The organism is Ruegeria sp. N11 (genome assembly GCF_056531525.1).
The window spans coordinates 39062-64341 of record NZ_JBQFLX010000014.1; the positions used below are offsets into that span (position 1 = coordinate 39062).

Annotated in this window: 32 protein-coding genes; 11 read left to right on the forward strand and 21 right to left on the reverse strand. The window is 61.1% G+C overall.

Features of this window, described 5'->3' with window-relative positions; all coding sequences use genetic code 11:
* Window positions 1-11: 11 nt before the first annotated feature.
* The 5 genes from ACR0J8_RS15435 to def (ACR0J8_RS15455) are packed head-to-tail and all read right to left on the reverse strand — an operon-like array spanning window position 12 to window position 2458.
* The gene (locus tag ACR0J8_RS15435; RefSeq protein WP_170611951.1) at window positions 12-248 is read right to left on the reverse strand and encodes a GlsB/YeaQ/YmgE family stress response membrane protein; all 237 of its coding nucleotides are present in this window, start codon (window positions 246-248) and stop codon (window positions 12-14) included.
* 1 nt (window position 249) lies between these two features.
* Complete coding sequence (locus ACR0J8_RS15440) at window positions 250-486, reverse strand: hypothetical protein (RefSeq protein WP_170611953.1); 237 nt, start codon at window positions 484-486, stop codon at window positions 250-252.
* Window positions 487-491: 5 nt separating this feature from the next.
* The gene (fmt, locus tag ACR0J8_RS15445; protein WP_480526240.1) at window positions 492-1406 is read right to left on the reverse strand and encodes a methionyl-tRNA formyltransferase; all 915 of its coding nucleotides are present in this window, start codon (window positions 1404-1406) and stop codon (window positions 492-494) included.
* Between the two features lie 42 nt (window positions 1407-1448).
* On the reverse strand, window positions 1449-1943 hold the full coding sequence (gene def / locus ACR0J8_RS15450; RefSeq protein WP_480526238.1) for a peptide deformylase: 495 nt from the start codon (window positions 1941-1943) through the stop codon (window positions 1449-1451).
* Window positions 1940-2458, reverse strand: a complete 519-nt coding sequence (def, locus tag ACR0J8_RS15455) for a peptide deformylase (protein ID WP_480526236.1) — start codon at window positions 2456-2458, stop codon at window positions 1940-1942. The genes def (ACR0J8_RS15450) and def (ACR0J8_RS15455) overlap by 4 nt, the downstream gene beginning before the upstream one ends.
* A gap of 94 nt (window positions 2459-2552) precedes the next feature.
* Here def (ACR0J8_RS15455) and ACR0J8_RS15460 point away from each other — a divergent pair, with 94 nt between their 5' ends.
* On the forward strand, window positions 2553-3725 hold the full coding sequence (locus tag ACR0J8_RS15460; protein ID WP_480526234.1) for a MalY/PatB family protein: 1173 nt from the start codon (window positions 2553-2555) through the stop codon (window positions 3723-3725).
* Window positions 3726-4015: 290 nt separating this feature from the next.
* The gene (locus tag ACR0J8_RS15465; RefSeq protein WP_480891092.1) at window positions 4016-4141 is read left to right on the forward strand and encodes a hypothetical protein; all 126 of its coding nucleotides are present in this window, start codon (window positions 4016-4018) and stop codon (window positions 4139-4141) included.
* On the opposite strand, the gene ACR0J8_RS15470 is transcribed toward ACR0J8_RS15465, so the two are convergent.
* Window positions 4138-4491 (reverse strand): hypothetical protein, encoded by a 354-nt coding sequence (locus tag ACR0J8_RS15470; protein WP_170681560.1) that lies wholly within the window; start codon window positions 4489-4491, stop codon window positions 4138-4140. The two genes, ACR0J8_RS15465 and ACR0J8_RS15470, sit on opposite strands and share 4 nt — an antisense overlap.
* Before the next feature lie 210 nt (window positions 4492-4701).
* Here ACR0J8_RS15470 and ACR0J8_RS15475 point away from each other — a divergent pair, with 210 nt between their 5' ends.
* The gene (locus tag ACR0J8_RS15475) at window positions 4702-5691 is read left to right on the forward strand and encodes a glutathione S-transferase family protein (RefSeq protein ID WP_480891006.1); all 990 of its coding nucleotides are present in this window, start codon (window positions 4702-4704) and stop codon (window positions 5689-5691) included.
* On the opposite strand, the gene ACR0J8_RS15480 is transcribed toward ACR0J8_RS15475, so the two are convergent.
* Window positions 5673-6035, reverse strand: a complete 363-nt coding sequence (locus ACR0J8_RS15480) for a response regulator transcription factor (RefSeq protein ID WP_170611970.1) — start codon at window positions 6033-6035, stop codon at window positions 5673-5675. The genes ACR0J8_RS15475 and ACR0J8_RS15480 overlap by 19 nt on opposite strands.
* 183 nt (window positions 6036-6218) lie before the next feature.
* On the opposite strand from ACR0J8_RS15480, the gene ACR0J8_RS15485 reads away from it, so the two are divergent.
* The 4 genes from ACR0J8_RS15485 to ACR0J8_RS15500 all read left to right on the forward strand — a co-directional run bounded on the left by ACR0J8_RS15485 (window position 6219) and on the right by ACR0J8_RS15500 (window position 10106).
* On the forward strand, window positions 6219-7184 hold the full coding sequence (locus ACR0J8_RS15485; RefSeq protein WP_480526230.1) for a threonine-phosphate decarboxylase: 966 nt from the start codon (window positions 6219-6221) through the stop codon (window positions 7182-7184).
* Window positions 7181-8101, forward strand: a complete 921-nt coding sequence (gene cbiB, locus ACR0J8_RS15490; RefSeq protein ID WP_480526229.1) for an adenosylcobinamide-phosphate synthase CbiB — start codon at window positions 7181-7183, stop codon at window positions 8099-8101. Before ACR0J8_RS15485 ends, cbiB begins: the two co-directional genes overlap by 4 nt.
* A gap of 11 nt (window positions 8102-8112) precedes the next feature.
* Window positions 8113-9276 carry a lytic murein transglycosylase gene (locus ACR0J8_RS15495; RefSeq protein ID WP_480891010.1) on the forward strand — a complete coding sequence of 388 codons (1164 nt, stop codon included), beginning with the start codon at window positions 8113-8115 and terminating at the stop codon, window positions 9274-9276.
* Window positions 9277-9422: 146 nt separating this feature from the next.
* A complete protein-coding gene (locus tag ACR0J8_RS15500; protein WP_480891013.1) occupies window positions 9423-10106 on the forward strand; it encodes a DUF1194 domain-containing protein in 684 nt (227 codons plus the stop codon).
* 73 nt (window positions 10107-10179) lie between these two features.
* Here the strand turns inward: ACR0J8_RS15500 and ACR0J8_RS15505 are convergent, their stop codons facing one another.
* From ACR0J8_RS15505 to ACR0J8_RS15520, 4 genes are all read right to left on the reverse strand, one after another.
* Complete coding sequence (locus ACR0J8_RS15505) at window positions 10180-10530, reverse strand: hypothetical protein (RefSeq protein ID WP_170805946.1); 351 nt, start codon at window positions 10528-10530, stop codon at window positions 10180-10182.
* 53 nt (window positions 10531-10583) lie between these two features.
* Window positions 10584-14039, reverse strand: a complete 3456-nt coding sequence (locus ACR0J8_RS15510; RefSeq protein WP_480526223.1) for a chromosome segregation SMC family protein — start codon at window positions 14037-14039, stop codon at window positions 10584-10586.
* A gap of 141 nt (window positions 14040-14180) precedes the next feature.
* Entirely contained in the window at window positions 14181-14567 is a 387-nt protein-coding gene (locus tag ACR0J8_RS15515) for a hypothetical protein (protein ID WP_170611984.1), read from the reverse strand.
* A 42-nt stretch (window positions 14568-14609) separates the two neighbouring features.
* Window positions 14610-15803 (reverse strand): aminotransferase-like domain-containing protein, encoded by a 1194-nt coding sequence (locus ACR0J8_RS15520; protein WP_480891015.1) that lies wholly within the window; start codon window positions 15801-15803, stop codon window positions 14610-14612.
* Between the two features lie 158 nt (window positions 15804-15961).
* On the opposite strand from ACR0J8_RS15520, the gene ACR0J8_RS15525 reads away from it, so the two are divergent.
* Window positions 15962-16732, forward strand: coding sequence for a FadR/GntR family transcriptional regulator (locus ACR0J8_RS15525; RefSeq protein ID WP_321250922.1), 771 nt, complete (start codon window positions 15962-15964; stop codon window positions 16730-16732).
* An 82-nt stretch (window positions 16733-16814) separates the two neighbouring features.
* On the opposite strand, the gene ACR0J8_RS15530 is transcribed toward ACR0J8_RS15525, so the two are convergent.
* From ACR0J8_RS15530 to ACR0J8_RS15555, 6 genes are all read right to left on the reverse strand, one after another.
* Window positions 16815-17375 carry a F0F1 ATP synthase subunit B gene (locus ACR0J8_RS15530; protein WP_170611989.1) on the reverse strand — a complete coding sequence of 187 codons (561 nt, stop codon included), beginning with the start codon at window positions 17373-17375 and terminating at the stop codon, window positions 16815-16817.
* A 5-nt stretch (window positions 17376-17380) separates the two neighbouring features.
* A complete protein-coding gene (locus ACR0J8_RS15535) occupies window positions 17381-17932 on the reverse strand; it encodes a F0F1 ATP synthase subunit B' (RefSeq protein ID WP_480526220.1) in 552 nt (183 codons plus the stop codon).
* 86 nt (window positions 17933-18018) lie between these two features.
* Window positions 18019-18243: a F0F1 ATP synthase subunit C gene (locus ACR0J8_RS15540; protein ID WP_005981269.1), complete on the reverse strand. Its 225-nt coding sequence runs from the start codon at window positions 18241-18243 to the stop codon at window positions 18019-18021.
* Between the two features lie 48 nt (window positions 18244-18291).
* Window positions 18292-19050: a F0F1 ATP synthase subunit A gene (locus ACR0J8_RS15545; protein WP_170611993.1), complete on the reverse strand. Its 759-nt coding sequence runs from the start codon at window positions 19048-19050 to the stop codon at window positions 18292-18294.
* A 2-nt stretch (window positions 19051-19052) separates the two neighbouring features.
* The gene (locus ACR0J8_RS15550) at window positions 19053-19385 is read right to left on the reverse strand and encodes an AtpZ/AtpI family protein (protein ID WP_170611995.1); all 333 of its coding nucleotides are present in this window, start codon (window positions 19383-19385) and stop codon (window positions 19053-19055) included.
* Between the two features lie 184 nt (window positions 19386-19569).
* Window positions 19570-20481, reverse strand: a complete 912-nt coding sequence (locus tag ACR0J8_RS15555; protein WP_480891020.1) for a DMT family transporter — start codon at window positions 20479-20481, stop codon at window positions 19570-19572.
* An 83-nt stretch (window positions 20482-20564) separates the two neighbouring features.
* On the opposite strand from ACR0J8_RS15555, the gene ACR0J8_RS15560 reads away from it, so the two are divergent.
* The gene (locus ACR0J8_RS15560) at window positions 20565-20897 is read left to right on the forward strand and encodes an ArsR/SmtB family transcription factor (protein ID WP_170619201.1); all 333 of its coding nucleotides are present in this window, start codon (window positions 20565-20567) and stop codon (window positions 20895-20897) included.
* 6 nt (window positions 20898-20903) lie between these two features.
* On the opposite strand, the gene ACR0J8_RS15565 is transcribed toward ACR0J8_RS15560, so the two are convergent.
* From ACR0J8_RS15565 to ACR0J8_RS15575, 3 genes are read right to left on the reverse strand one after another with little or no spacing between them, the layout of a single operon-like run.
* Entirely contained in the window at window positions 20904-21317 is a 414-nt protein-coding gene (locus ACR0J8_RS15565; RefSeq protein ID WP_170612001.1) for a universal stress protein, read from the reverse strand.
* Between the two features lie 60 nt (window positions 21318-21377).
* Entirely contained in the window at window positions 21378-22316 is a 939-nt protein-coding gene (locus ACR0J8_RS15570; RefSeq protein WP_480526214.1) for a DMT family transporter, read from the reverse strand.
* Window positions 22313-23191 (reverse strand): LysR family transcriptional regulator, encoded by an 879-nt coding sequence (locus tag ACR0J8_RS15575; RefSeq protein WP_480526212.1) that lies wholly within the window; start codon window positions 23189-23191, stop codon window positions 22313-22315. Before ACR0J8_RS15575 ends, ACR0J8_RS15570 begins: the two co-directional genes overlap by 4 nt.
* A gap of 119 nt (window positions 23192-23310) precedes the next feature.
* Here ACR0J8_RS15575 and ACR0J8_RS15580 point away from each other — a divergent pair, with 119 nt between their 5' ends.
* The gene (locus tag ACR0J8_RS15580; protein WP_480526210.1) at window positions 23311-23892 is read left to right on the forward strand and encodes an FMN-dependent NADH-azoreductase; all 582 of its coding nucleotides are present in this window, start codon (window positions 23311-23313) and stop codon (window positions 23890-23892) included.
* Window positions 23893-24052: 160 nt separating this feature from the next.
* Here the strand turns inward: ACR0J8_RS15580 and ACR0J8_RS15585 are convergent, their stop codons facing one another.
* On the reverse strand, window positions 24053-24583 hold the full coding sequence (locus ACR0J8_RS15585; protein WP_480891025.1) for a prolyl-tRNA synthetase associated domain-containing protein: 531 nt from the start codon (window positions 24581-24583) through the stop codon (window positions 24053-24055).
* Window positions 24584-24671: 88 nt separating this feature from the next.
* On the opposite strand from ACR0J8_RS15585, the gene ACR0J8_RS15590 reads away from it, so the two are divergent.
* On the forward strand, window positions 24672-25190 hold the full coding sequence (locus tag ACR0J8_RS15590) for a hypothetical protein (protein ID WP_480526206.1): 519 nt from the start codon (window positions 24672-24674) through the stop codon (window positions 25188-25190).
* The last annotated feature ends 90 nt before the right edge of the window (window positions 25191-25280 follow it).

The following is a 25280-nucleotide window of genomic DNA, read 5'->3' on the forward strand; positions in this document are numbered from 1 at the left end:
AGGTCAAGACATCAGCGCCGCAGGTAATTCTGCCACAGCCAGATCACCAGAAGCGCGCCCAAAACAGCGCCCACGAAGCCGGAAAGCCAGCCCATCACAGTCACCAGCATCCGCAACACAAAGCCGCCAATCAGAGCGCCAACGATGCCAATCAGCATGGTGGTGGGAATATCCGCCTCGATCCGCATCAATCGCGTGGCGAGGAAACCTGCGGCGGCTCCGATCACGATCAGGGCGACAACCGGCATGTCATTTCCTCCAATGCGTCGGCACGATGATCAGTGCCCCGATAGATGACAGCATTGCGTCCAGACCGGGCGGGCCAAAGCTGATGCCGAACATGATACGGACGAAATAGAACAGAAAAGCCCCGCCAACGCAGATGATGATCGAGGGCAGATATCCGTTATGCGTAAAACCCGTCTTCTCGGCCAGGTACCCCACGATTCCGGCGATCACGACGGTCCCCATCAGGATCATGAACATTCAGCTTACTCCGCAGACATCCGGGTGCCGGTTGGGATCGGCCAGCCCCGCAGAAAGGTTTCCCTATCCTGCGCGCCTTTGCCCGCCCTTTGCAAGCGCAGCAGTTCGACCGCCCCGTCACCGCAGGCCACGCGCAGGGTTGCATCCAGAACCTCGCCCGGTGCGCCCTGCCCTTCAGCCAGACGCGACGCCAGCAGCTTGATGCGCTCGCCACTGATATCCGTCCATGCGCCGGGAAACGGTGACAGGCCGCGGATCTGGCGATCAACCTCGGCGGCGGGCCGTGCCCAGTCGATGCGCGCCTCAGCCTTGTCGATCTTGGTGGCATAGGTCACGCCATCATCGGGCTGCGGCTCGGGTGTCAGATCAGGCAGTTTGGCAATCGCTTCGACGATCAGCCCGGCGCCCATGTCAGACAGCCGGTCGTGCAATTGGACTGTCGTCTCCTCGGGCCCGATATCAGTTGCCTGACGCAGCAGGACCGGGCCTGTATCCAGTCCGGCCTCCATCTGCATGATGCAGATACCAGTCTGCGCGTCCCCCGACATGATTGCCCGGTGGATCGGGGCGGCGCCGCGCCATCGCGGCAGCAGGCTGGCATGGATGTTCAGACACCCCCGCGCGGGCGCATCCAGAACGGGTTGCGGCAGGAGCAGCCCATAGGCGACAACAACGGCAACATCTGCCTGCAGTGCCGCGAATTTGGCCTGTTCTTCGGTTGATGTCAGCGAAACGGGATGGCGGACGGTCAGGCCCAGCGCCTCGGCGCGGGCATGTACGGGGGTCGGACGGTCTTTTTTTCCACGTCCGGCCGGGCGCGGCGGCTGGCAATAGACGGCGGCGATCTCGTGCCCGGCCTCGACCAGCGCATCCAGCACCGGGACCGAGAAATCAGGGGTTCCCATGAAGATTATGCGCATCGTCGGCTCCGGAGGTGCTGGGGTGCCGGGCTGAAGCCCGGCCTACGTGAGTTTCTTGGCCTTGCGCAGCAGCATGTCGCGTTTGACCTTGCTGAGGCGGTCGAAATACATCCGTCCGTTCAGGTGGTCGATCTGATGCTGAACGCTTGTCGCCTCGATCCCGACAAAGTCGCGGCGGTCGACGACGCCCTGTTCATTGATGTATTTTACCGTCACCGCGCGAGGACGCTTCACCTTGGCCGACACACCGGGCAGGTTCGGGCTGGCCTCATCATGCTCGCGCAGCTCAATGGAACGGTGCAGGATTTCCGGGTTCGCCAGCCGGATCGCCCGGCCCCGCTCGGTCGAGCCATCGACTACCGCCAGCCGCAGCATGACGCCGATCTGAGGCGCAGCGAGGCCAACGCCCGGCATCGCCTCCATCGTGTCGATCATGTCGTTCCAGATGGCGCGAATTTCGTCGGTGATCTCGGTGACGTCATCTGCCTTGGTGCGCAGGCGCTTGTCCGGCCAGGGCAGGCAGGTGCGGACGGTCATGTCCGGGCCCGTTCACGTTTGAGCTTCTGCATCTTGCGGGTGATCATCTGGCGTTTGAGCGGTTTGAGATAGTCGATGAACAACTTGCCGTTCAGGTGGTCGATCTCATGCTGAACGCAGGTTGCCCACAAACCGTCAAATGTTTCGGTGCGTGCATTGCCGTTCTCGTCCATCCAGGCCACGTCCACCACCTTGGGCCGGGTCACTTCGGCATACTGTTCAGGGATCGACAGGCAGCCTTCCTCATAGACATTGGTTTCTTCCGAGGCGGCGATGACTTCCGGGTTGAACATGATCAGCGGGCGCGGCGCTTCGCCCTCTTCCTTGATGCAATCCAGCACGATCAGCCGTTCGAGCACGCCGATCTGCGGCGCGGCAAGGCCAATGCCGGGCGCATCATACATCGTCTCCAGCATGTCATCGGCCAGCGTGCGCAGCGCGTCCGTCAGGTCGGCCACAGGCGCGCAGACCTTTTTCAGGCGGGGGTCGGGATGGATCAGAATATCACGTTTCATGAGGCTGATTTAGGGCAACGCGCGCCCAGCCGCAACGCCCCCCTTGCGCTTGTGTCAATAGTGGCTAGCTTTCGGCGTGACAAATGGAGCAGACATGACTTTCAACGACCCGATCGACCGCCGCGAAACCAACTGTACCAAGTGGGACAAGATGGAACAATTGTACGGGGTTTCACCCCGGGACGGTTTGGCGATGTGGACGGCGGATTCCGATTATGCCACTGCGCCTTGCGTGATCGAAGCGGTGCGCGCGGCGGCCGATCAAGGGACTTTCGGGTATTCCTGGCAGCACCCGCAATACCTTGAGGCCATCGCCTGGTGGATGAAAACCCGGCACAACTGGCAAATCGACACCGACTGGGTGCTGTCCGCGCAAGGCCTGGGTAATGCCATTGCACTGTGTCTGGATGTCTGGAGCGAACCGGGCGACGGCGTGGTCATTTTCCCGCCGGTTTACCACGAGTTTGCCCATAAGGTGAACAAGACCGGGCGGCGCGTCGTGGAATGCCCATTGGTGCACGACGGCGATACATACGCGCTGGATCTGGAAGATGCGCAGTCGCGGCTGGACGGATCCGAGAAGCTGCTGCTGTGGTGTTCGCCGCAGAACCCGTCGGGCCGGGTCTGGACGCCGGATGAACTGCGGGCCGTTGCCGAATTTGCCGAACGCAACGGGCTGCTTCTGGTTTCAGACGAGGTTCACCACGATCTGGTCTATCCTGGAAACACCTTCGTGCCGATGGATGTCGCCGCCCCCGAGGCGCGGCCCCGGACAGTGACGCTGACCGCGGCGTCCAAGACGTTCAATATCGCGGGTCAACGCACCGGCAACCTGATCATCCCCGACGACAAGCTGCGCGCCACGATGCGGCATCGGCTTTACACTCTGGACTATGATCCATCCGCTCTGGGTGTTGCCATGGTTACCGCCGCCTATTCCCCTGCGGGGGCGGAATGGGTCGATGCGCAGATCGCGCATCTGATCGACAACCGGAAACTGTTCGATGCCGCCATCGCCGAAATTCCCGGACTGTGGTCGATGCCGTTGCAGGCGACCTATCTGGCCTGGGTCGATTTCTCGGGCACCGGGATGGATCACGCCGAATTTGTCCGCCGCCTGCGCGAGGATGCAAAGATCGCGACCTCATCGGGCCCCGGTTTCGGCAAGGGCGGCGAGACGTTTGAGCGGTTCAATCTGGCGACCCAGAAATCACGGATCGAAGACGCCTGCGCCCGGCTGAAACGGGCGTTTGGCGACTTGCAGTAACAGGTGCGCCGGGCCTTTTTGATCGAGAAATCTGCCCGGCACCTGGCCGCTACTCTGAAGGGCGCGGTGGTGATGCAGCCCGATATCGCGCTGGGGTTTGCAGCGGATGGCAATAAGGTACGGGGAGGCGACGGCAATACGCCCGAGGGTGCGTTCGCCGTCAATCGCGACAATCCGCAAAGCGCTTTTCACCTGTCCATTGGGATTGATTATCCGCAACCGAAGGGCATCGCCCTTGCGCGGCAGCAGGGGTTGATCCCCGTGGCGATATTTTCATCCACTGGCAACCCATCGGCGTTGTCGGGCCGACCTTACCCGGCGATTGGACAGCAGGCTGCATTGCAATTTCCAATATCGAGATAGCGCAGCTTTGGAGCCTGACGGAAAACGGTAGGACGGTGGAAATCCGCCCCTAGTCCTCATGCCCCAGAAGTGCGATCGGCGCATCGGGGGATCGGTAGAAATCCAGCGGAGCGCTGTCGGCGGCAACGGTGTTGCGCTTGAATTCATAGCGCATTTCGCCCGCTTCCTCTTCATCGGCGATGATCAAACATTGGTACAGGTGGGTCGCGCCGTCATAGATATCGACCAGCCCGCGCAGGCGCGGGGTCGTCGCGGCCTCAACCGAGAAACCGTCTTTCCACAATTTGAGGATCTTGAAGTAATTGTCGCCCATCTCCACCCGCAAACGGCTGGTTTTCTTCAATGTGGCGATTCGCGCGGCGTCCAACTCGGCGCGCATTTCCTTTGAAACATACGTACTCATACAAAAATTCCCCTTCGGTGCCCTTTATTGTGAGGGCATGGATGTAAAAATCCAGTGAACCGGGTCACATGGCGCGGCTTGCCAATGATCTGTTGCACGAAAATCCCAGCGCCGGATGTGCACGGGCGCAGACCGGTTGCGCGCTTGGTGACGTAGGAAGGTTCGGCGCGGCATCATATGTTTAGGGGAACTGCAAACGGAGGAGCCGATATGGGCCTGTTGATCGACGGCACGTGGCATGACACCTGGTATGACACCAAATCAACCGGCGGAGCTTTCAAACGCTCGGCCGCGCAGTTTCGCAACTGGCTGACCGCTGATGGCAGCCCCGGCCCGTCGGGCAGAGGCGGGTTCGCCGCAGAAAGCGGGCGCTATCACCTGTATGTCAGTTTGGCCTGCCCCTGGGCGCACCGCACGCTGATCTTTCGGGAACTGAAGGGTCTTCGTGATCATGTCTCCGTGTCGGTGGTCAACCCGGACATGCTGGATCAGGGGTGGACATTCGAACCGGACGCGCAAGGTGCCACGGGCGACACGCTTTATGGTCTGACCCATGCGCATCAAATCTACACCAAAGCCGATCCTGCCTATTCGGGCCGAGTGACCGTGCCGATCCTTTGGGACAAGGCGCAGGAGACGATCGTGTCGAACGAAAGCTCGGAAATCATCCGGATGTTTAACAGCGCCTTCAACGGGATCACCGGCAATACCGATGATTATTGGCCCGAGGCGATGAGGGATGAGATCGAAGCGGTCAACGCCCGCATCTATTCCGACGTCAACAACGGTGTCTACAAATCAGGCTTTGCCACCACACAGGAAGCTTATGACGCGGCCGTGCATCCGTTGTTCGACACGCTGGACTGGCTGGAGGAGAGGCTGACCCGGAGCCGCTATCTGATGGGCGACCGCGTTACCGAGGCCGACTGGCGTCTGTTCACCACTCTGATCAGGTTCGACCCGGTCTATCATCTGCATTTCAAGTGCAACAAACGCCGTCTAATCGATTACCCGAACCTCTGGGCCTATACGCGCGAACTTTATCAGTGGCCGGGCGTCGCGCAGACTGTGAACATGAACCACATTGTGCGTCACTATCACTACAGCCACGACAGCATAAACCCGCATCGCATCATTCCCGTGAACCCGGTGCTGGATTATTCAGAACCGCACCGGCGCGATCAGCGACCCGCTGCGTAATGCTCGATCATCGCCGCCAGATCCTCTGGCGGCGTTTCGCTTTGCACATAAGCGCAGGCATTGGGACTGTGGGCAAAGATCGAACCGTCCGAGAAGAACGTGGTGTTGGTGACAAAGATCACCCGCGCCTCGGGGCGGCGATAGCTGGCGAAATCCGCAACCGCCAGCGCGCTGCCGGTTTCCAGAACCAGGTCAAGCACGATGACATCAAAGGCCGTTCCGTAAAGCGCAAGGATCGCAGCCTCCTGCCCGGCGACGAGCGTAACGATCGCGCCTTGTCTTTCCAGATGCCTTTTCCAGACCCGACCAAGGTCGGGGTTACTCTCAACAATCAGAACATTCATTTGCAACAACCTCGGCACTTGATAAGGTGAACGGTGCCGACCCCCGTAATTCGTGATCACGCGATTTCCTTAACAAAGTGTTAATGACGGCCCTGAGGGGCTCTGATCACGCGGATTTGCTTGTCAAAAAGGCAAAAATCCGCTTGAAGCGGGCTGAATCGGGCGTTTTGGGGCAGAATTCACATGATCGGCGGCGATAACAACCTGAACCCGCGCAGCAACCGGGATCACGGCGGCGGGCTGGACGGGGCCATCCGGTGCTATGGCGGCATGCGCAGCGGCTGGATTGATCTGTCGACCGGGATCAACCCTCATCCCTACGATGTGTCCGGGCTGGTGCCATCGGACTGGACGGAACTGCCCGATCACGGCGCGTTCGAGCTTCTCACTCAGGCTGCGCGACAGTTCTGGTCGGTTCCCGATGAGGCCGCGATTCTGCCCGCGCCCGGCGCGTCGGCCCTGATCGCCCGCATTCCCGCGCTTGCAGCGACGGGGCGGGTCCGGATCACGATGCCCACCTATAATGAACACGCGGCGGCGTTTGCCGCACAGGGCTGGACGGTCACCGGGGACGGCGCGGCCGAGGCCCGGGTGATCGTGCACCCCAACAACCCGGATGGCCGGATCTGGGCCGAGCGCGACGCCAATTCCCCGCTGACTGTGATTGACGAGAGCTTTTGCGACGTCACACCCGGCGCCTCTCTGATCCGTCTGTCGAACCGTCCCGGCACAATCGTTCTGAAAAGCTTTGGCAAGTTCTGGGGGCTGGCGGGGTTGCGGCTGGGCTTTGCCGTCGGTCCGAAGGACATGATCGCCCAACTGAACGATCTGACCGGGCCATGGGCGGTATCGGGTCCGGCCCTGCGTATCGGAACCCGGGCGCTGCAGGACACCGGTTGGGCCGAGGCCACCCATGCAAGGTTGAGTGACGAAGCCGCACAGCTGGACAGGCTGGTCACGCACAAGGGCGCAAGGCTGGTCGGTGGAACGACCCTGTTCCGCCTCTACGAGGTGGACAATGCCGCCGCCTGGCAGGACCGTCTGGCCAAGGCCCATATCTGGAGCCGCATCTTTCCCTATTCCGAAACCTACCTGCGTCTTGGTCTGCCGCCCGCCAACGGCTGGGACAGGCTTGAGGCCGCGCTGTGACTGGCGCGTTCGTGCTGATCTGCGCCATGTCCCTGGACGCTGCGCTGGGTGAACCGGACTGGCTGTGGTCGCGGTTGCGTCACCCTGCGGTTGTGATCGGCAATGCAATCGGCTGGCTGAACAAGCGCCTGAACCATGGGGCCATGCGACGGCTCAAGGGTGTCGGGGTTGTCGCCCTGCTGGTTGTTGCGTCGGTCCTAATTGGCTGGGCGCTTTCGTTTCTGGGATGGATGGCCGAGGTCGTGATCTGCGCCATCCTGCTGGCGCAGAAATCGCTGGTGTCGCATGTGAAGGATGTGGCGAACGGGTTGCGAGTATCCCTGCCCGAAGGGCGCGCGAAGGTCGCGATGATCGTGTCACGTGATACACGCGACATGAGCGAGGCGCAGGTCGCACGCTCGGCCATCGAAAGTGCCGCCGAGAACCTGAGCGACGGGGTGATCGCGCCGGCCTTCTGGTTTCTGGTCGCGGGGCTTCCGGGCCTGCTGATCTACAAGGCCGTGAACACCGCCGACAGCATGATCGGCTATCGCAACGACAAATATCGGGAATTCGGCTGGGCCGCGGCCCGGTTCGACGATCTGCTGAACCTGATCCCGGCCCGGCTGACCGGTCTGATGATCGTGGCGTTGTCGGGACAATGGAACCGCTGGCCTGAAATTACAGGGGATGCACACAGACACATCTCGCCCAATGCAGGCTGGCCCGAAGCCGCGATGGCGCGGGCGCTGAACGTGGCACTGGCCGGACCGCGCAGCTACGACGGGCAGGTGCGCGATCTGGCCTGGGTCAATGGCGAAGCCCCGCGCGAGATCGGCGCGACAGAGGTTTTCCGCGCATGTGACATGCTTTGGCGGGTTTGGGGGCTTGCACTGGGCCTCGTGTCGGTGTGGGTTGGGCTTAACTTTATTTTCTGACGGACACACTCATGCGTTTTCTTTCCGGCCTGATCGCCGCCACCCTGTTTGCCGCCCCTGCCTTTGCCCAATGCGGCGGCGGGTTCAATTCCTTTGTAAAGGGCCTGAAAGACGAAGCCATCCAGCAGGGATTCGACACATCCACCGTGGACGGCTTTTTCAATGGTGTTCAGCAGGATGGCGCTGTGCTGAAAGCCGACCGGGCTCAGGGCGTGTTCCAGAAACCCTTCATCGATTTTTCCCGCCGCCTGATCTCGCAGAACCGGATCGACCGGGGCAAGGCCATGTCAGGCAAATACGATGCTGTGTTCGACCGGATCGAACGGGAATACGGCGTCTCACGCGGCGTGTTGTTGGCGTTCTGGGCGTTCGAGACCGACTACGGCGCGTTTCAGGGCGATTTCAACACCCGGAACGCGCTGGTGACGCTGGCCCATGACTGCCGCCGCCCCGAACTGTTCCGGCCGCAAATCTTCGCGGCAATCGAGCTGTACCAACAAGGCAATTTCGACCCGGCCCGCACCACCGGGGCATGGGCGGGCGAGATCGGAATGGTGCAGATGCTGCCGCGTGACATTCTGGAAAACGGTGTCGATGGGGACGGCGACGGAAAGGTCTCATTGAAGACATCCGCGCCCGATGCGCTGATGTCGGGGGCAAAGATGCTGTCGCATCTGGGCTGGCAACCGGGTCAGCCGTGGCTGCAGGAAGTCACGGTGCCTGCGCAGATGGATTGGTCGCTGTCTGGCCCCGGCAAACCGCGGCCCGTGTCAGAGTGGCAGGCGATGGGCGTTCAGGCGCGCGATGGGACGTTGGCGGATTTGCCCGCCTCGCTGATCCTGCCGCAGGGTCACAAGGGCCCGGCCTTTCTAGCCTATCCGAATTTCGACGTTTATTTCGAATGGAACCAGAGCTTTGTCTATGTTCTGACCGCCGCCTATTTCGGCACCCGCCTGGAAGGCGCGCAGATCTACAATGCGGGCAATCCGGCGCAGGGGCTGTCCGGTGCGCAAATGAAGCAGTTGCAGGGCAAGCTGCAGGCGCGCGGGCATGACGTGGGCAAGATCGATGGCATTCTGGGCGCTGGAACACGCGCTGCGGTGCAGGCCGAACAGGTTCGGTTGGGGCTGCCTGCGGATGCGTGGCCAACGGCGGAATTGCTGGGGCGGTTGTGATCAAATCTCTGCTTTGAACCCAGACCGGAACATATCACAGAAGGATGTTCCGAAGCTTCAAGTGTTCTGGCAACGCCGATTCTGACGAATCCCGGGCGATATGCTATCGTTCTTTCATCAAACACGTTGCAAAGGAGCGGTTCACGATGATCCCTTTGGCACGCATTGCCCTATTGGCGCTGCTGCCGACCTGCCCGGCAACAGCAGAAGAACCAGAATGCTCGACTGCCCTTGCTTTTGCACTCGATGTTTCGGTCAGCGTGGACGATGCCGAATACAAAATGCAGCGTGAAGGCCTGGCTGCCGCACTGTCCGACCCATCAGTACGAAGCGTGATCCTGTCCAGACCTGATGCGGTTGCGCTGATGGCCTACGAATGGAGTGGTTACTACCAGCAAGCGATCATCTCTCCCTGGAAATTTATTCACAACGAACAGGATTTATCCGGGTTCATTGAGCGCTTGTTCGTCCATCAGCGCGGAGCGGCCGAATATCCGACCGCAATAGGGGCTGCGCTTAGTTTCGGAGCGACTAAACTTAGCGAGGTGTCTTGGTGTGACAGGCTTGTTCTCGATGTTTCCGGTGATGGCATCCACAACCACCGCTACCCGCCAGAAAGCGCTTACAGACACTTTCCTTTCGAGCGCGTGACTGTCAACGGGCTAGTGATCGAAGGTGCCGAGACAGAGGTTCAAGCCTACTATGCGAACCATGTAATTTCTGGGCCCGGCGCATTTGTAGAAATCGCGAACGGCTATGCGGACTACGCGCGGGCCATGAAGAGAAAGCTGCTACGGGAACTCCAAGATCAGCTGCTTGCAACGCGATAGTAAATAAAGCGCAAGGCAGCTTAGCCCCGCTTGCAGCCAGTGGATGAAATGATCGACGGTGCACGCCTCGCTCTCACTCCGGCCGCACCGGATAGCGGTTCCCTTTCTGATCAATCAGGATCAGCCGTTCACCACTGCGGACATACAGGTCACAGCGGCTGAAGCCGTTGCGATAGGCGATGCAAACGCTGCCGTCCTCCGCGATGGAATAGGTGCCATACGCGGATTCGCCGCTGGCGTAGGTGTAGGAATAGGCCCCACCCACCGAGTATTTCGATTTTCCGTCGTCGTAGAATGTCAGCGTGCGGCCCGCCAATGCGTCCAATTCCTGCGCGCTCAGGGGGACGTCTCCGGGTTTGGTGGTCCATTCTGCAGCCGCAAGCGGGCTGGCGGTCAGCAGGGCAATGATCAGAAAACGGGTCATGCCCCACCCTACCCTGCGCGGCTCTGAATTGGGCATGACATTGCAGTGATGGATCAGGCGACCATCTGCTCGGCTTTTTTGAGGTCGACCGACACCAGTTGACTGACCCCCTGTTCCTGCATGGTGACGCCAAACAACCGGTCCATCCGCGCCATGGTCACGGCGTGGTGGGTGATGATCAGGAAGCGCGTGTCGGTCTGGCGGCACATCTCGTCCAGCAGGTCGCAGAAACGCGTGACGTTGGCGTCATCCAGCGGCGCGTCGACTTCGTCCAGCACACAGATCGGTGCGGGGTTGGCGAGGAAGACGCCGAAGATCAGCGCCGTCGCCGTCAGCGTTTGTTCACCGCCCGACAGCAAGCTGAGGGTCGAGAGTTTCTTGCCCGGCGGCTGGCACATGATCTCAAGCCCCGCGTCAAGCGGATCGTCGCTTTCGACCATGACCAGATTGGCCTCACCGCCGCCAAACAGGTGCTTGAACAGCATGGCGAAGTTCGCGTTCACCTGTTCGAATGCGGTCAGCAGCCGTTCGCGTCCTTCGCGGTTGAGGCTGGCGATCCCGCTGCGCAGGGCCTTGATCGCCTCTTCCAGATCGGCCTTTTCGCTGTTCAGGGTGTCGAACTCCTCCTGAACCTCTTTGCTGTCCTCTTCGGCACGCAGGTTCACCGCGCCCATGGCGTCGCGCTGACGCTTGTGGCGGTTCACTTCGGCCTCCAGCGCATCTGCGGCGGGCATCTGGTCGGGGTTCGCGTCCAACTGGTTCAGCAGCTGGTTCGGGGTCAGTTGCTGATCCTCGGCAATGCGTTCGGCTGCGGCAACGACGCTTTCTTTCGCCGCATCACAGCGCGCTTCAGCGGCGGCGCGGGATTCGCGGGCTTCCGAGGCATGGCGTTCCGCCTCGCGCTCGGCCAGGACCACCTCGCGCTGCTGGATCTCGGCCTCAGCCAGTTTGTCGGCGGCCTCGGTCCGGCGGGCCTCGGCCGCCTCAATCAGTTCGTTTAACTCCTCGCGGGCCTCGGCAATCTCGCCTGGGGCGGCCATAGCATCGGACAGTTCCTCTTCCGAGCTTTCCTTGCGTTCAGCCAGTTCCGAGATGCGCTTTTCCGCCGTCTCCAGACGGTGCTTCCAGCCGCTGAGGTCTTTCGTCACTTCTTGCGAGCGTCGGGTCCGCGCCTCGCCCTCTCGGCGCAATTCGTCATGGGTCGAGCGGTGGGTCAGCATGGTGATCCGCGCCGCCTCGACCGTCTGCTTGATGTCCTCGACCTGCGCTCGGGCACTGTCGAGGTCGCCCAGACCACTCAATGCGCCTTCGGCCTCGCGCAACTGGACCCGGGCGGACATGGCGTCCTCTGTATGGCGATCCACTGCAAGGGACAGGGTTTCCAGCTTGCCCTGCGCCAGGTTGCGGTCGGCCTCCGCCCGGCTCAGCAGGCGGGCGGTTTCGGCCATGCGCTGATCGGCGGCACGGCGGGCTTCGCGCGCGCGGCGATCGGCTTCGGTCACATCCGCCAGTTTCCGAGACAGCGCCTCGTGCGCGGCGCGGGCACCATCGGCCTGCGCTTCGGTACGGGTCAGTTCCTGCTTAAGCGCTTCCAGCTTGTTGAGCTGTTCAAGCCGCAGGGCCGCCGCGCTTGGCGCATCCTCGGCCCAGGCCCTGAAACCGTCCCAGCGCCACAAATCGCCGGACCGCGACACCAACCGCTGGCCGGGCTTCAGAGAAGCTTGCAGTCGCGCGCCCAGATCGGCATCCACCAACCCGATTTGCGCAATCCGGCGGCTGAGGCGATCCGGCCCCGAGACATGCAGCGCCAGCGGTTCCGCACCGTCGGGCAAGGGCTGATCATTGTCATATCCCGCAACCTGAACCCAGCCGGAAGGACCGTCGCCTTCGACCAGGGGCGCGCGCAGATCGTCGGCCAACGCAGCCCCCAGCGCCTTTTCATAGCCCGGCGCCACACGCAGCAGATCAAGCACCTGCCCGCCTTCGGCCGTATCCCGTTCGACCAGTTTGGCCAGCGCCATGGTTTCCGCGCGAATGGCCCCCAACTCCCCTTCGGCTTCGGACCTTTGCGCGCGGGCTTCCGCCTCGCGGGCCTGCGTGTCGTTGCGCAGTTCGTCAGCGGAGGCCAGAGCTTCCTCGGCGGCTTCGGCGGCTTCGCGGGCTTCTTCCTCACCGTCCTGCGCGGCCTCAAAGGCTTCGCTGGCACGGGTCAGGGCAGCTTTGGCCTCATCCACGGCGGCGCGCGCCTTGTCTTCTTCGGCCTCAGAGCGGGACAGGGTCTTGCGGCTGTCCTCGACCAGCCGCTGCGCCGACTGGTGGCGCGCGACGAGGCGGGCCATGTCCTCGGTTTCCTGCGACAGGTGATCCTCGCGGTCCTGCAGCACGGATGCGGCTTCGCGCGCGATTTCGGCCGCCTCGGAGACTTTGTCGTCATGACCTTCGGCCGCTTTGGCCAGCTCACGGGCTTCCCATTCCAGACGCTCGATCATCTCGCCTGCGTCGCGGTTCAGCCCGGCTTCGCGTTCGATATCGTTGCCAAGTTGCTTGATGCGGTTGGTCAGGGTTTCGATGGTTTGGCGTGCGCGGGATTCCTGATCGGAAAGCTGGTCGCGCTGAACCTGCTGGCGCTGCAGGACGGCGGCGGCGATGGCTTCTTCCTCGCGCAGCGGTGGCAGGGTTTCTTCGATCTCGGCGCGTTTGGCGGCAGCCGCGCGGGCTTCGGCCTCGGCGCGCGAGGCTTCGGTGATGCGGTCGCGCAGTTTTTCCTCGGCCTGCTGGCGGGCCATGTCGGCCTCTTTCCAACGACGATACAGCAACATCCCTTCAGCCTGCCGCAGTTGTTCGCCGATCTCGCGATAGCGGGCGGCCTGGCGGGCCTGACGGGCGAGTTGCGCCAGTTGGGTGCCCAATTGTTCCAGCACATCATCGACCCGGGTCAGGTTGGCTTCGGTTCCTTTCAATTTCAGCTCGGCCTCGTGCCGGCGCTGATACAGGCCCGAGATACCCGCCGCCTCTTCAAGAATGCGGCGGCGCGCGCGGGGTTTGGCGTTGATCAGTTCGGCAATGCGGTTCTGGCCGACCAGCGCCGGTGAATGTGCACCGGTCGAGGCATCGGCGAACAACATCTGCACGTCACGGGCGCGCACGTCCTTGCCGTTGGTCTTGTAGGCGCTGCCCACATCGCGGGTGATGCGGCGGACGATCTCAAGCTGGTCGCTCTCGTTGAACCCGGATGGCGCCAGACGTTCCGAGTTGTCCATGGTCAGGACCACTTCGGCGAAATTGCGGGCGGGGCGCGTGGCAGCGCCGGCAAAAATCACATCCTCCATAGCGCCGCCGCGCATGGATTTCGGGCGGTTTTCCCCCATGACCCAGCGCAGTGCCTCGAGCAGATTGGACTTGCCGCATCCATTCGGACCCACCACACCCGTCAACCCGTCCGCGATGATCAGATCGGTCGGATCAACAAAGCTTTTGAAGCCGGTCAGTTTGAGTTTGCTAAAGCGCAATGGCCGCTGGGTCCCGTGATTCCTATGAGTAGGAAGTCTGCGCAACCGAAGGGGGAGGTGTCAACGGAGATACGCAGTATATGGACCAATGATCCGAGTTATCCACAATATCTTGCCAAATCTCGCAACAATCCGCGCGTTTCAATAAGGGGTGCATTCATACACCGCATAGTCGAATCCCCCATAGCTGATACATTCATAGTTCGGACGCGAGATCGCCGTCAGCAATAGCCGCTCGCCCATTTCCCGGTCGCAGCCCAGAACGCCGACCGTCACTGCGGCATCGCCCAGCACGTCCAGGATCGGGCAGCCCGATACTTGCGCCATGGCCAGCGCCGCGCGATCGCGGATCGGTCCCAGACGCGGGGCATATTGCGTGTTCACCCGCACCGCCTCGGCCAGTTCGTTGCGCACACGCACATCGAACACGCTGCCGTTGACGGCAACGCGGGTGGCAGGGAGGTTGCGAAAATAGGGCGTGCCAGCCGAACAGGCCGCCAGCAGCAACAGGGCAAGCAAACGGATCATGCCGCAGTCTTGCGGCAATCTGGTTAACGCTTCCTTTCCGGATCAGGCGCGCAGGGCCTCGCCCAACCGGCGTACGCCTTCACTGATGGTCTCTTCGTCCGAGTTTGAGAAGCTGAGGCGGATGGTGTTTGTGCCAGAGCCGTCGGGGAAAAACGCGTGCCCCGGAACAAAGGCAACCTTCACCGTCTGCAATGCCCGCGCCAGCAGGTCGGCGCCGTTGATCTCTTTCGGCAGGGTCAGCCAGATGAACATGCCGCCTTCGGGGCGGGTCCATGTGACACCCTCAGGCATGTGCTCCTTCAGCGCCGCCAGCATCGCATCGCGACGCGCGCCATAGACGCGGCGCAGCAAGGGTATATGCGTGTCGAAACAGGCTTGTGCCACCTGGTGCACCGCCATCTGGTTGATCGTGGCCGAATGCAGATCTGCGGCCTGTTTCATCAGCACCAGCCGTGAAATCACCGGTTTGGCCGCCACCACCCAACCCATGCGCAGGCCCGGCGACAGGGTTTTCGAGAAGCTTCCGCTATAGATGGTGCGGCACGCTTCGATCGACCTTTTGCGGGCCAGTTCCAGCGCCAGAACGGGCGGGATCGGATCGCCGTCATAGCGCAGGGCCTGATAGGCGCCGTCCTCGATTATCGCGCAGTCCAGATCCTCGGCCAGATCCAGCAGGGTTTCGCGCCCACGCAGGTCGACCGTTTCGCCGGTGGGGTTGGCAAAATCCGGGGACAGGTAGGCAAACTTGACCGCGCCCTGACCTGCTGCCGCTGCATATTCGTCGGCCCCGCGGTTGCCATTGATGCTGAGCTGGTCAAAACGCGGCTCGTAGGCATTGAACGCCGCCAGCGCGCCCAGATAGGTGGGCCACCCGACCAGGGCCGTGTCCCCGGGCGACAGGAACAGCTTACCCAGATAATCCAGCGCCTGCTGCGACCCCGAGGTGATCAGGATGTTGTCGATGCCGCATTCGACCCCGATCGCACGCATATGATCCGCCAGCCACTGGCGCAGCGGCACGTAGCCTTCGCTGACCGAATACTGCAGAGCCTGCGCCCTTTGTTCGGGGGACAACGCCGCCTGAAAGGCTTGTGCAAAGGCGTCCGCCGGGAACACCGCCGGGTCCGGTATGCCGCCGGCAAAGGAAATGATGTCCGGCTGATCCAGCAGTTTCAGCAATTCGCGGATCTCGGATGCCTTCATCCGGGATGCGCGGGTGGCATAAAGCTTGTCCATGACAATCAACCTCCTCAGCCCTGTCACGGCGGCACGCTATTCACGTTTGCATTAAAGTCAACATTGCTGACCTTTTATTTCAATCATCGTGATGGCGCATTCTTGCACATGGGCCGAATACGTGGTCATGTTAGTTGACCAATTTCACGTGATGACCGATGCCCTTTCACAAAGTTCAAAGCGAAAAGCTATCTCTGGCCGTGGTCCGGCAGATCGAATTGCTGATATTGCGCGGGATCCTGCGCCCCGGAGAGCGCCTGCCGGCCGAAAGGGAACTGGCCGACCGGATGGGTGTCTCGCGCCCGTCTTTGCGTGACGCGATATCGGAATTGCAGGATCAGGGGTTGCTGACGGCCAAAGCGGGATCTGGCATTTATGTTGCCGATGTTCTGGGCTCGGCCTTCTCGCCGGGTCTGATCCGCCTGTTCGGCAGCCATGACGAGGCCGTGTTCGACTATCTGTCGTTTCGGCGGGATATGGAGGGGCTGGCGGCCGAACGCGCGGCCCGGTTGGGATCAGAAAGCGATCTGAAGGTGGTGCAGGCGATCATCGACAAGATGGAAGCCGCCCATGCCCGCAACGCCGCCGAGGAAGAGGCAATCCTGGACGCGCAGTTCCACATGGCGATCATCGAGGCCAGCCACAACGTGGTCATGCTGCACATGATGCGGTCGATGTACGATCTGCTGCGTCAGGGCGTCTTCTACAACCGACAGGTGATGTTTCAGCAACGCACCAACCGAGAGGCCATTCTGGAACAGCACCGCGCCATCAATACCGCCCTGCAGGACCGCGATCCGCAGGGGGCGCGGCAGGCGGTCGAGCAGCATCTGAGCTTTGTTGAACAGTGTCTGGCAGATCAGCAGAAAGCGCTGCGGAACGAGGCGATCGCCCAACAGCGACTGGAGCATGAAACCGGCAAGCCCTGACGGCTTAACTCGGGACTGTACGGAAACAAAAAACCCGAAGGCCAGCGGCTTTCGGGTTTTCCTTGATCACAATGTGATACGGTTAGTGAAGCTTTTCACCAACGTCGGCAATGGATGCGTCGATCAGCTTGTTGGCCTGCGTCGCAGTCATCTGCTTGGCCAGAACGGCGTTCGCGGCGGATACCGCAATCGTAATGGCCTGATCACGGACTTCCTTCACGGCCGAAGCTTCGGCCGATGCGATCTGATCCTGTGCAGCTGCCAGACGGCGTGCAATGGACTTCTCCAGATCGACCTTGGCCTGTTCCGCCGCCAGTGCCGCATCGTCTTTCGCCGCCGCCACAATCGCGTCTGCCTGAGTCTGCACCTCGCGCTGCTTGCGCTCGTACGAGGCCAGCAGGCTGCGGGCTTCTTCGTGCAGGGCGCGGGCTTCGTCGAGTTCCGACTTGATGCCTTCGGCCCGTTTGTCCAGGGCACCGCCGATCAGGCCGGGAACCTTGAAGTAGAACAGGACCGCAATGAAGACGATAAAGCCCAGAAGGACGACAAAGTCGGTATTGCCAAGCGAGAAGAACGGGCCGCTCGCGGCCAGAGCCGGGCTGGCGGCACCGAGGGTCAGGATAAGAGCAAGAGTGTTGCGCATGTCACTTATCCTTTCATCTGCGTGTCAACGGCACCGTCGATGGCTTTGGCATCCGCCTCGCCGCCCAGTGCGGTAACCAGTTCAGCTGCCGTATCCTTGGCAACCACTTGAATGCTTTCCAGCGCACCGGCACGGATATCGGCAATTGCCTTTTCCGATTCAGCCGCCTTTGCAGCGATTTCCGCGTCCGCCTTGGCAATCGCGTCATCCAGATCGGCCTGGATTTCGGCGCGTGCTTCGGCAGCGATACGCTGCGCTTCGGCACGGGCATCGGCCAGCGCCTTGTTATAGGCCTCTTCAGCCTCGACCGCTTTGGCCTTCAGATCTTCGGCCGCAGCCAGGTCATTTGTAATGGTCCCCTGGCGTTCAGCCAGGATTGCCGCGATGCGCGGCAAGGCCACGCGGGACAGGACCAGAAAGATGACGACCAGCGTAATGACCAGCCAGAAAATCTGGTTGGGGAACCAATCGAAGCAGAGCTGCGGCATCCCGATGGCTGAGCCATAGGAGTCGACGCACGAGCCAACTACTTCTTCGCTAATGGGTTCAGTCGCCATGATGTCCTCCGTCGGAACGTTGTCTTTACAACAGGTGGGCCGCTATGGCTTGGACCCACCTGCGCGTAAGGATCAGGTTCCGCAGATTAGACGGCGAACATCAGCAGCAGCGAGACCAGGAATGCGAAGATCCCCAGGGCTTCTGCGAATGCGATACCGATGAACAGGGTTGCGGTCTGCGATGCAGCCGCCGAAGGGTTGCGCAGGGCGCCGGCCAGGAAGTTGCCTGCAACGTTGCCCACCCCGATTGCGGCTGCGCCGGAACCGATTGCTGCCAGGCCTGCGCCGATGTGTGCGAGATCGCCTTCCATGATGTATCTCCTTACGAATTGGAAGTTTCGATGTTGGGGTATCGGACCTTAGTGCGAAGGATGCAGCGCATCTTTCAGATAAACACAGGTCAGAATGGTGAATACGTAGGCCTGGATGAAGGCCACCAGGACCTCGAGGCCGTACATTGCGGTGATCGCCAGAACGGACACGGGCGAGATTACGGCAACCGCGGCAAAGCCCGCGAACACCTTGATAACCGCGTGGCCTGCCATGACGTTACCGGCAAGACGAATGGAGTGGCTGACGGGGCGCACGAAGTACGAAATCAGCTCGATGATCGCCAGAATGGGGCGCAGTGCCAGTGGCGCGCTCGAGACCCAGAACAGGCCCAGGAACCCGGCACCGTTCTTGACGAAACCCAGAATGGTCACGGTCAGGAACACGGCCAGCGCCAGCGGGATGGTGACCGCGAAGTGTGACGTGGTTGTAAACGAGGTTGGGATCAGGCCCAGGAAGTTCGCGGAGACGATGAACATGAACAGGGTCATGACATAGGGGAAGAACTTGACGCCTTCCTTGCCGCAGATGTCTTCCAGCATCTTGTAGATGAAGCCGTAGGTCAGCTCGGCGATCGACTGCATCCGGCTGGGCACAATCGCGCGTTTGGATGTGGGCAGAACCAGCAGAGCCGCAACAGCCAGCACCGCGAAGAACAGCCACAGCGTCACGTTGGTGACTGTGAACATGCCCACCGCACCGTCGCCGAACAACGGCTTGACGATGAACTGGTCCATCGGGTGGAATACCAGGCTGCTGCCTTCTGCTGCGGTGGTCTCAGTCGCCACGTTCAGTCCCTCTCGTCCTTCTCGGCAGCCGTCGCCGCCGCTTGTTTCTCTTGAGCCTCTTTCGCGCTGCGGAGCATAACCTTCACGCCCGCGACAAGGCCCAGCAATGTGAACAGCACCAGAAAGATCGGGATCGTCCCGAGCAGGCTGTCCAGCCCGTATCCGATGCCAAATCCGATCCCCAGACCGGATACCATTTCGATGACCATCCTCCAGGCAAGCTCGCCCCCGGAAATGTCAGCATCTGCGCGGGCCTTTGGCTGTTTGGCCTTTTTCGCCGCATCGATCTTGGCCTCCAGCTGCGCCATACGCTGCTTTTGGTCGTCATCGGTCACGGGCGTTTTCCTCGCACAGTCTTGGGCATGGTGCTAAGGCGCACGGGGCGCAGAGTCAACGATCTTGAAGGGTCAGCATTTTGCCACTCAAGTTACTGTTATTATTAATAATATTTTCAAATTAGAATCCCGCATGATCGTCGCGAATTGCCCAATCCCCGGCAAAATGCCGGATTCCGCATATTCAACCTGTTGGTTGATCTTTGTCCTGCACCCTGAGCCGCCAGCGCCGAACAATACGCCCGTCGATCAGCAACAGGCCCAGCAGGATCGCCGCCATGCCCATCAGATGTTCGGGCAGCAGCACCTCTCCCAGCACCCAAGTTCCCAGCACCAGCGCCGAGACCGGTGCAACCAGCGTCACGGTCGACATGTTGGTGGGTCCGACCTTGGGCAACAGCCAGTAGAAGGCAATAAAGGCGGCCGAGGTCAGAACAAATCCGATCATCATCAGCGACAGCCATGTCTCGGTCCGCGTCACATGTGGCAGCCCTTCCTGCCACAGCGCAAGCGGTGTGATGGCCAGCGTCGCACCTGTCAGGGCCAGCGCAACCAGCACCACGGGTTGCATGTCGCGGAAAGCCCGCGCGAGATTGAAGGAGAACGCATAACAGATCGGGGCGCAAACGGTCAGCAGGATGGCCCAGAACTCGGACGTCGCCCCGGCGCGCAGTACAGGCAATGACAGCAGCACAATGCCAGAAAAGCCGCAGACGACCCCGAGAGATTTCAGCCATGTCGCGCGCTCACCACCCGGCCAGTAATGCGAGACGATGACAGCAAAGGCAGGTGTCGTTGCGTTGACGATCCCGGCAACGCCTGAAGCGATATGCTGTTGTGCCAGTGCGTAAAACGCGAATGGTCCGGCATAGCTGAGCGCACCAAAGCCCAACAGCCCAAGCGCCCTCCTTGTGGTCAGATGAACCGGCAGGCGGGCGCCCGCGACGTAAACCCAGCACCCCAGCGCACCGAAGGCGACCCGGCCCATCGACACCGAAAGCGGCCCCAGTTCCCGCAGCAAAATGGCGTTGAACATGAAGGACATGCCCCAGCCGATGCCAAGGATGCTGATCACCAGCCAGTATCTGAGTGCCATTGCATTCCCCCGTCCGGTCGCCGGGGCACAGTGACGGTTTGGCGGAAATTGTCAAACCGGATGCGGCGTATTAGGAAAGACAAATGTCCGACCAACTCGACACCGTATTTGCTGCCCTCGCCGACCCGACCAGGCGCGCCATTCTGGCGATGCTGCTGGAGGATGATATGGCGGTCACAGACGTGGCTGAGCCGTTCGAGATGTCGCTGGCCGCGATCTCGAAGCATCTGGTCATCCTGACCAGGGCCGGGCTGATCTCGCAGGAAAAACGGGGCCGCGTGAAATGGTGCAAGCTGGAACCCGATGCGCTGCGGGCGGCATCCGTCTGGATGCAGGGCTTCGGGCAGTTCGAACCGGTCAACCTGGATGCGTTCGAACGATTTCTGGAGATTGAACTGCCCACGCCCGAGGACTAAACCAGCTTACCGGACGACAAACACCGACACGCTGGCATGTTTTGCCAGATAGCCGGCGTGGCTTGAAAAGATATAGTCCATGATCCGGGGGGCATGGGTGCCCACCACAATCAGGTCTGCGCCGATCTCGTCGGCTGCACGGGTCAGATCACCGTCCAGTTCAGCGCCGACATCAACGGAATGAATATTGCGGAACGCCACTTCGGCACCGCTTTTCTCGGCCAGTTCACTGGCGAAATCCTGTAGGTCCTGATTGATGGCCGCCTCGGACTGACCGGGTTCGCCCGGTTGGGTTCCGGTCACGCTGACGATGGTGATCCTGGCCCCTTGCCACTGGGCGACCTGCGCGGCGACGTCAGCCGCCTTGCGGACCTCGGGCGGCAGATGCAGATCGACGGGGAACATGATGTGGTTGTACATGATGACTTCCTCCTTGCCCAAAAGCATGGAGAAATTCGAATATATGTACCTTGATCTGCCTCAAGGGCCGGTTTTGCCCGGATTTGCGTCCGTGTCCGTCGCAGGCACTGCGCCTGCGGGTTCTTCCGGCCTCAGCAACATCAGAAGCGCGACACATGTCATAACCACGCCCACAAGGATCAGTGCAACTGGGGTGCCGTTGCCCAGCGCGATCTCCCACAGGATGACCCAGCTGGGTGTCAGATAAGTATAGGCCATCACCTTGGCCGAGGGCAGATGCAGCGAGGCAAACTGCACCAGCACAAAACTGGCGGCAGTGGCAAAAAGCGAGACATAGAGCAACCCGATCCACACAATGGCAGGCAGGTTTGCCCAATCCGTCGCCCGTATGTCGGACCAGCCGTAGATCGTCAGGATCAGGCAACCCGCAACAAGGGTGCCAAAGGTGAAGACCACGGCGGGTTCACCCCTGTTGAGGCGGCGTATCATCGGGGTGTAAACCGCATGTGCGACACAGCCCCAGAAATAGATGATCTCTCCGCCGCCGATCTCGAAGGCCCTGAACGCCTGCCAGTCAGCCCGGAAAATCACCCAAAGCGCCCCGACGGCCCCAACCGCCAGGGCCAGCGCCATGCGGGGCGTGGTGATCTGGCGCAACAGAAACCAACCCGCGATGGCGGACAATACCGGTGTCAGGGTGAACACCGCAGCAGCGCTGACCGGCGGTGCGGTTTTCAGGCCGTAAAACATCAGCACGAAATAGGTGGCGAACAGCCCGCCCAGCACGAAATACCGCCAGGGTGCGCGCGCGGCGCTGCGTGGCAGGCCGGTTGTCGCCATCGCCACGGCACCGATCACCAGTGCCGCAATGGCGAACCTGGCCGCCGTGATCGCCGAAGGCGCAATCTGGTTTGCTATGAGTGAGCCCAGCGAGAAACTGCCGGCCACCAGCATGGAAAACACAAGCATCGCCAGATGCCCGCGGGCCTGAAACGTCACGGCTGCCAGCCTTTGGCCTGCTCCTTGAGGAAGGACAAAAACGCCTGAACTTTCGTTGTGCGGTGCAGGTCGACATGCGTGACCAGCCACAGCTTGCCCGACCATTCGGGCAGTGGTTCCATAACCTCGACCAATTCCGGATCGCGCGATGCTTCCCACCGGGCCATAAAGCCGATACCGGCACCGGACAGAACCGCCTCGCGCATGCAGAAGTTGTTGGTGCAGCGAAAGGTTATCGCCTGCGCCGGAGCTGTCGCGCGCAACCATTTCGAAAACGGAGCACGGCTGTTTTCATCGTCGGTGCTGACAAAAAAGTGGTCAGCGAAATCCTCGATACGTGCCGGTTTGCCATGCCGCTCTACGTAAGACTTGCTGGCATAAAGCCCCACCTCCTGCGTTATGAAGGGCTGCACCACATTGTCCGGCTGATCCGGGGCGGCGCCGGCACGAATGGCCACATGCGCTTCGCCGTATTCCAGCCGAAACAGCCGGTCGCCGGTGAGGTAACGCACGATCAGGCCCGGATGCGCAGTCTGAAACTCGGTCAAGGCGGGAACAACCAGCGGCGCCAGCGAGGCCAGCGACGTCACCACCAGTTCGCCCGATACGTCGTCGCCACGCCCTTTCATCCGCCCGACCAGCTGATTGAACTGATCTTCGGTCGCCTGTGCGACGCGCAGAAGATCCTCGCCCGCATCCGTTGCCGTATAGCCGCGCGCGTGACGCTGGAACAGTTTTACACCCAGCCGTGCCTCGATCGCGTCGATGTGACGGATGACGGTCGCGTGATGCACACCCAAAACTTCTGCCGCGCCACTGACCGTGCCCATGCGTGCCACCTGATAGGCGGTTCTGACTTCGTCCCAATTGTCCACTGCATCAAATCCACTGTGCAAATTCCAACAATGACTGTTGGCTTATCAGAGTTTTGTTCATCCACGCAACGCTCATATTGGCGGCAGACGCGAATTCCACATCAATAGGACACAATGACATGACCAAGACCATCCTGCATATCGACGCCTCGGCCCGCCGCGAAGGATCCGCCACCCGCGACCTGTCAAACCGGATCGTCAACCACCTGAAGGCCGGCCGCATCATCCGCCGCGACCTGGCCTCGCCGCTGCCGCTGCTGACCGAAGACTGGATCAATGCCAACTTCACCCCCGCCGATCAGCGTGACGCGGTCCAGCGTGACCAACTGGCCCTGTCGGATGAACTGGTGAACGAACTTCAGCAGTCCGACATCATCGTGATTGGCCTGCCGATCTACAACTTTTCGGTTCCGGCCGCTTTCAAAGCCTGGATCGATCTGGTTGCCAGAGCCGGGCTTACTTTCTCGTACTCCGAAAACGGTCCAAAAGGCCTGCTGGAGGGTAAGCGCGCCATTCTGGCCATTGCTTCGGGCGGTACTGCTGTCGGCTCCGAGATCGACTTTGCCACCGACTACGCCAAGCATGTGCTGGGCTTTGTCGGCATCCATGACGTCGATGTCGTTGCCGCCGACCAACTGGCTCTGGACGCCGAAACGTCGCTTAGCAACGCCCACAAGGCGGTTCAGGAACTGGCAGCCTGACCGGCCGTCGCCCGCCGCAAACGAGACGTCCGGCCTTCGTCCAAAAAGCGTAGGCCGGACATTTTTTGATTGGCAGAAACCGCGAGCCCGCCGCAAGAAGCCCTTAGCTTTTTCTGTTCCCTAGTTCCTTTGCCGGAAGCCCGCGCCGTCGGGCCTGCGCTCAGGGCAGCCAGGTGACCTGGCAGCCGATCCTGTCGAAGAACGCCATCAGGTCGGCGCGCGCCATTGCCACAGTCCGGTCGTTCACCAGCGGGTGCAGGTAGATCACATCGGCCTGCCGCGCGGTGCCATCCATGAAAAACCGAACGTTGTTCTGAACACCATTGATCATCGCCAGCGGGCTGACCGCGCCGGGGCGGACGCCAAGGTTCTGCATCAGGCGATCCGCCGAGCCAAAGGACAGGTTCCCGATACCAAGCTCGGCGCCCAGCGCCTTGAGATCAATCTCGCGGTTTTGCTCCAGCGTCACCAGATAGTTCCGCTTTTTCTTGTCGCGCAGATAGAGGTTTTTGAGCCGCAGTGCATTTTCACCCGGCATCATGAACTGGTCCTCGACCGCCTGAGACTCCTCGACCGTGCGCAGTGGCACGTGGGTATGCAGGCGATAGGACAGCCCCCAATCATCCAACTGCGCCAGCAACGCGTCAGAGCTGAACGGTAGCGTGTCCTGATAGGCGGATGATGCGTCCATGGAAACCTCCTGTTTGGCGCGCTCTTGGCGCAACATGGCGATGAATTCAAGCCACGACAGTGCCAGAATTCGGTGTTAGCGTGCCGGCATGAAGGTGACGCGCAATACCCCGGACCAATTGATCCTGTCCAACACGCCCTGGTTTATTGGTGTTATGCTGGTCTTCTTCATCCTCGCCTTTGTCGGCGTCGGCCTGTTCATGGTCAGCGAAGGCGGCGAGGGGATTATATTCGGTATCTTCTTCGCCCTGTTCGGTGGCGGGATGGGGTTCGGTGCCTTTTGCGCGTTTGTCCGCCGCGTACAGGTCATACTGGACCGCCGCACCAACAGTATCCTGATCCGCCGTCAGTCCGTCTTTGGCTATGACACTGTCGAGCACAAGCTGGCGGACCTGTCCCACGCAGAGATCGAAACCACGCGATCATCCGGCAAAAACGGGTCTTCCAACCTTCACCGGCCGGTGCTGATTTTGAACCAAGGAATGAGCGCTGGACGCCACCCGATTGTCGAAGCCTATGTCAGCGGGCGCGGATCACACCGCATGGTTGACGCCGTTAACAACTGGTTGCCGACCCGCAAGGTTGACTCCGGCAGTCAATCGGCCTAAAGCCCCCTCAAACATCCGGAAGCCTCTCGATCTTCCGGTCCCTTGAGTCGTTCAGGGATCGCCCCCCACCAGCGTGTTACGCCCGTGGGG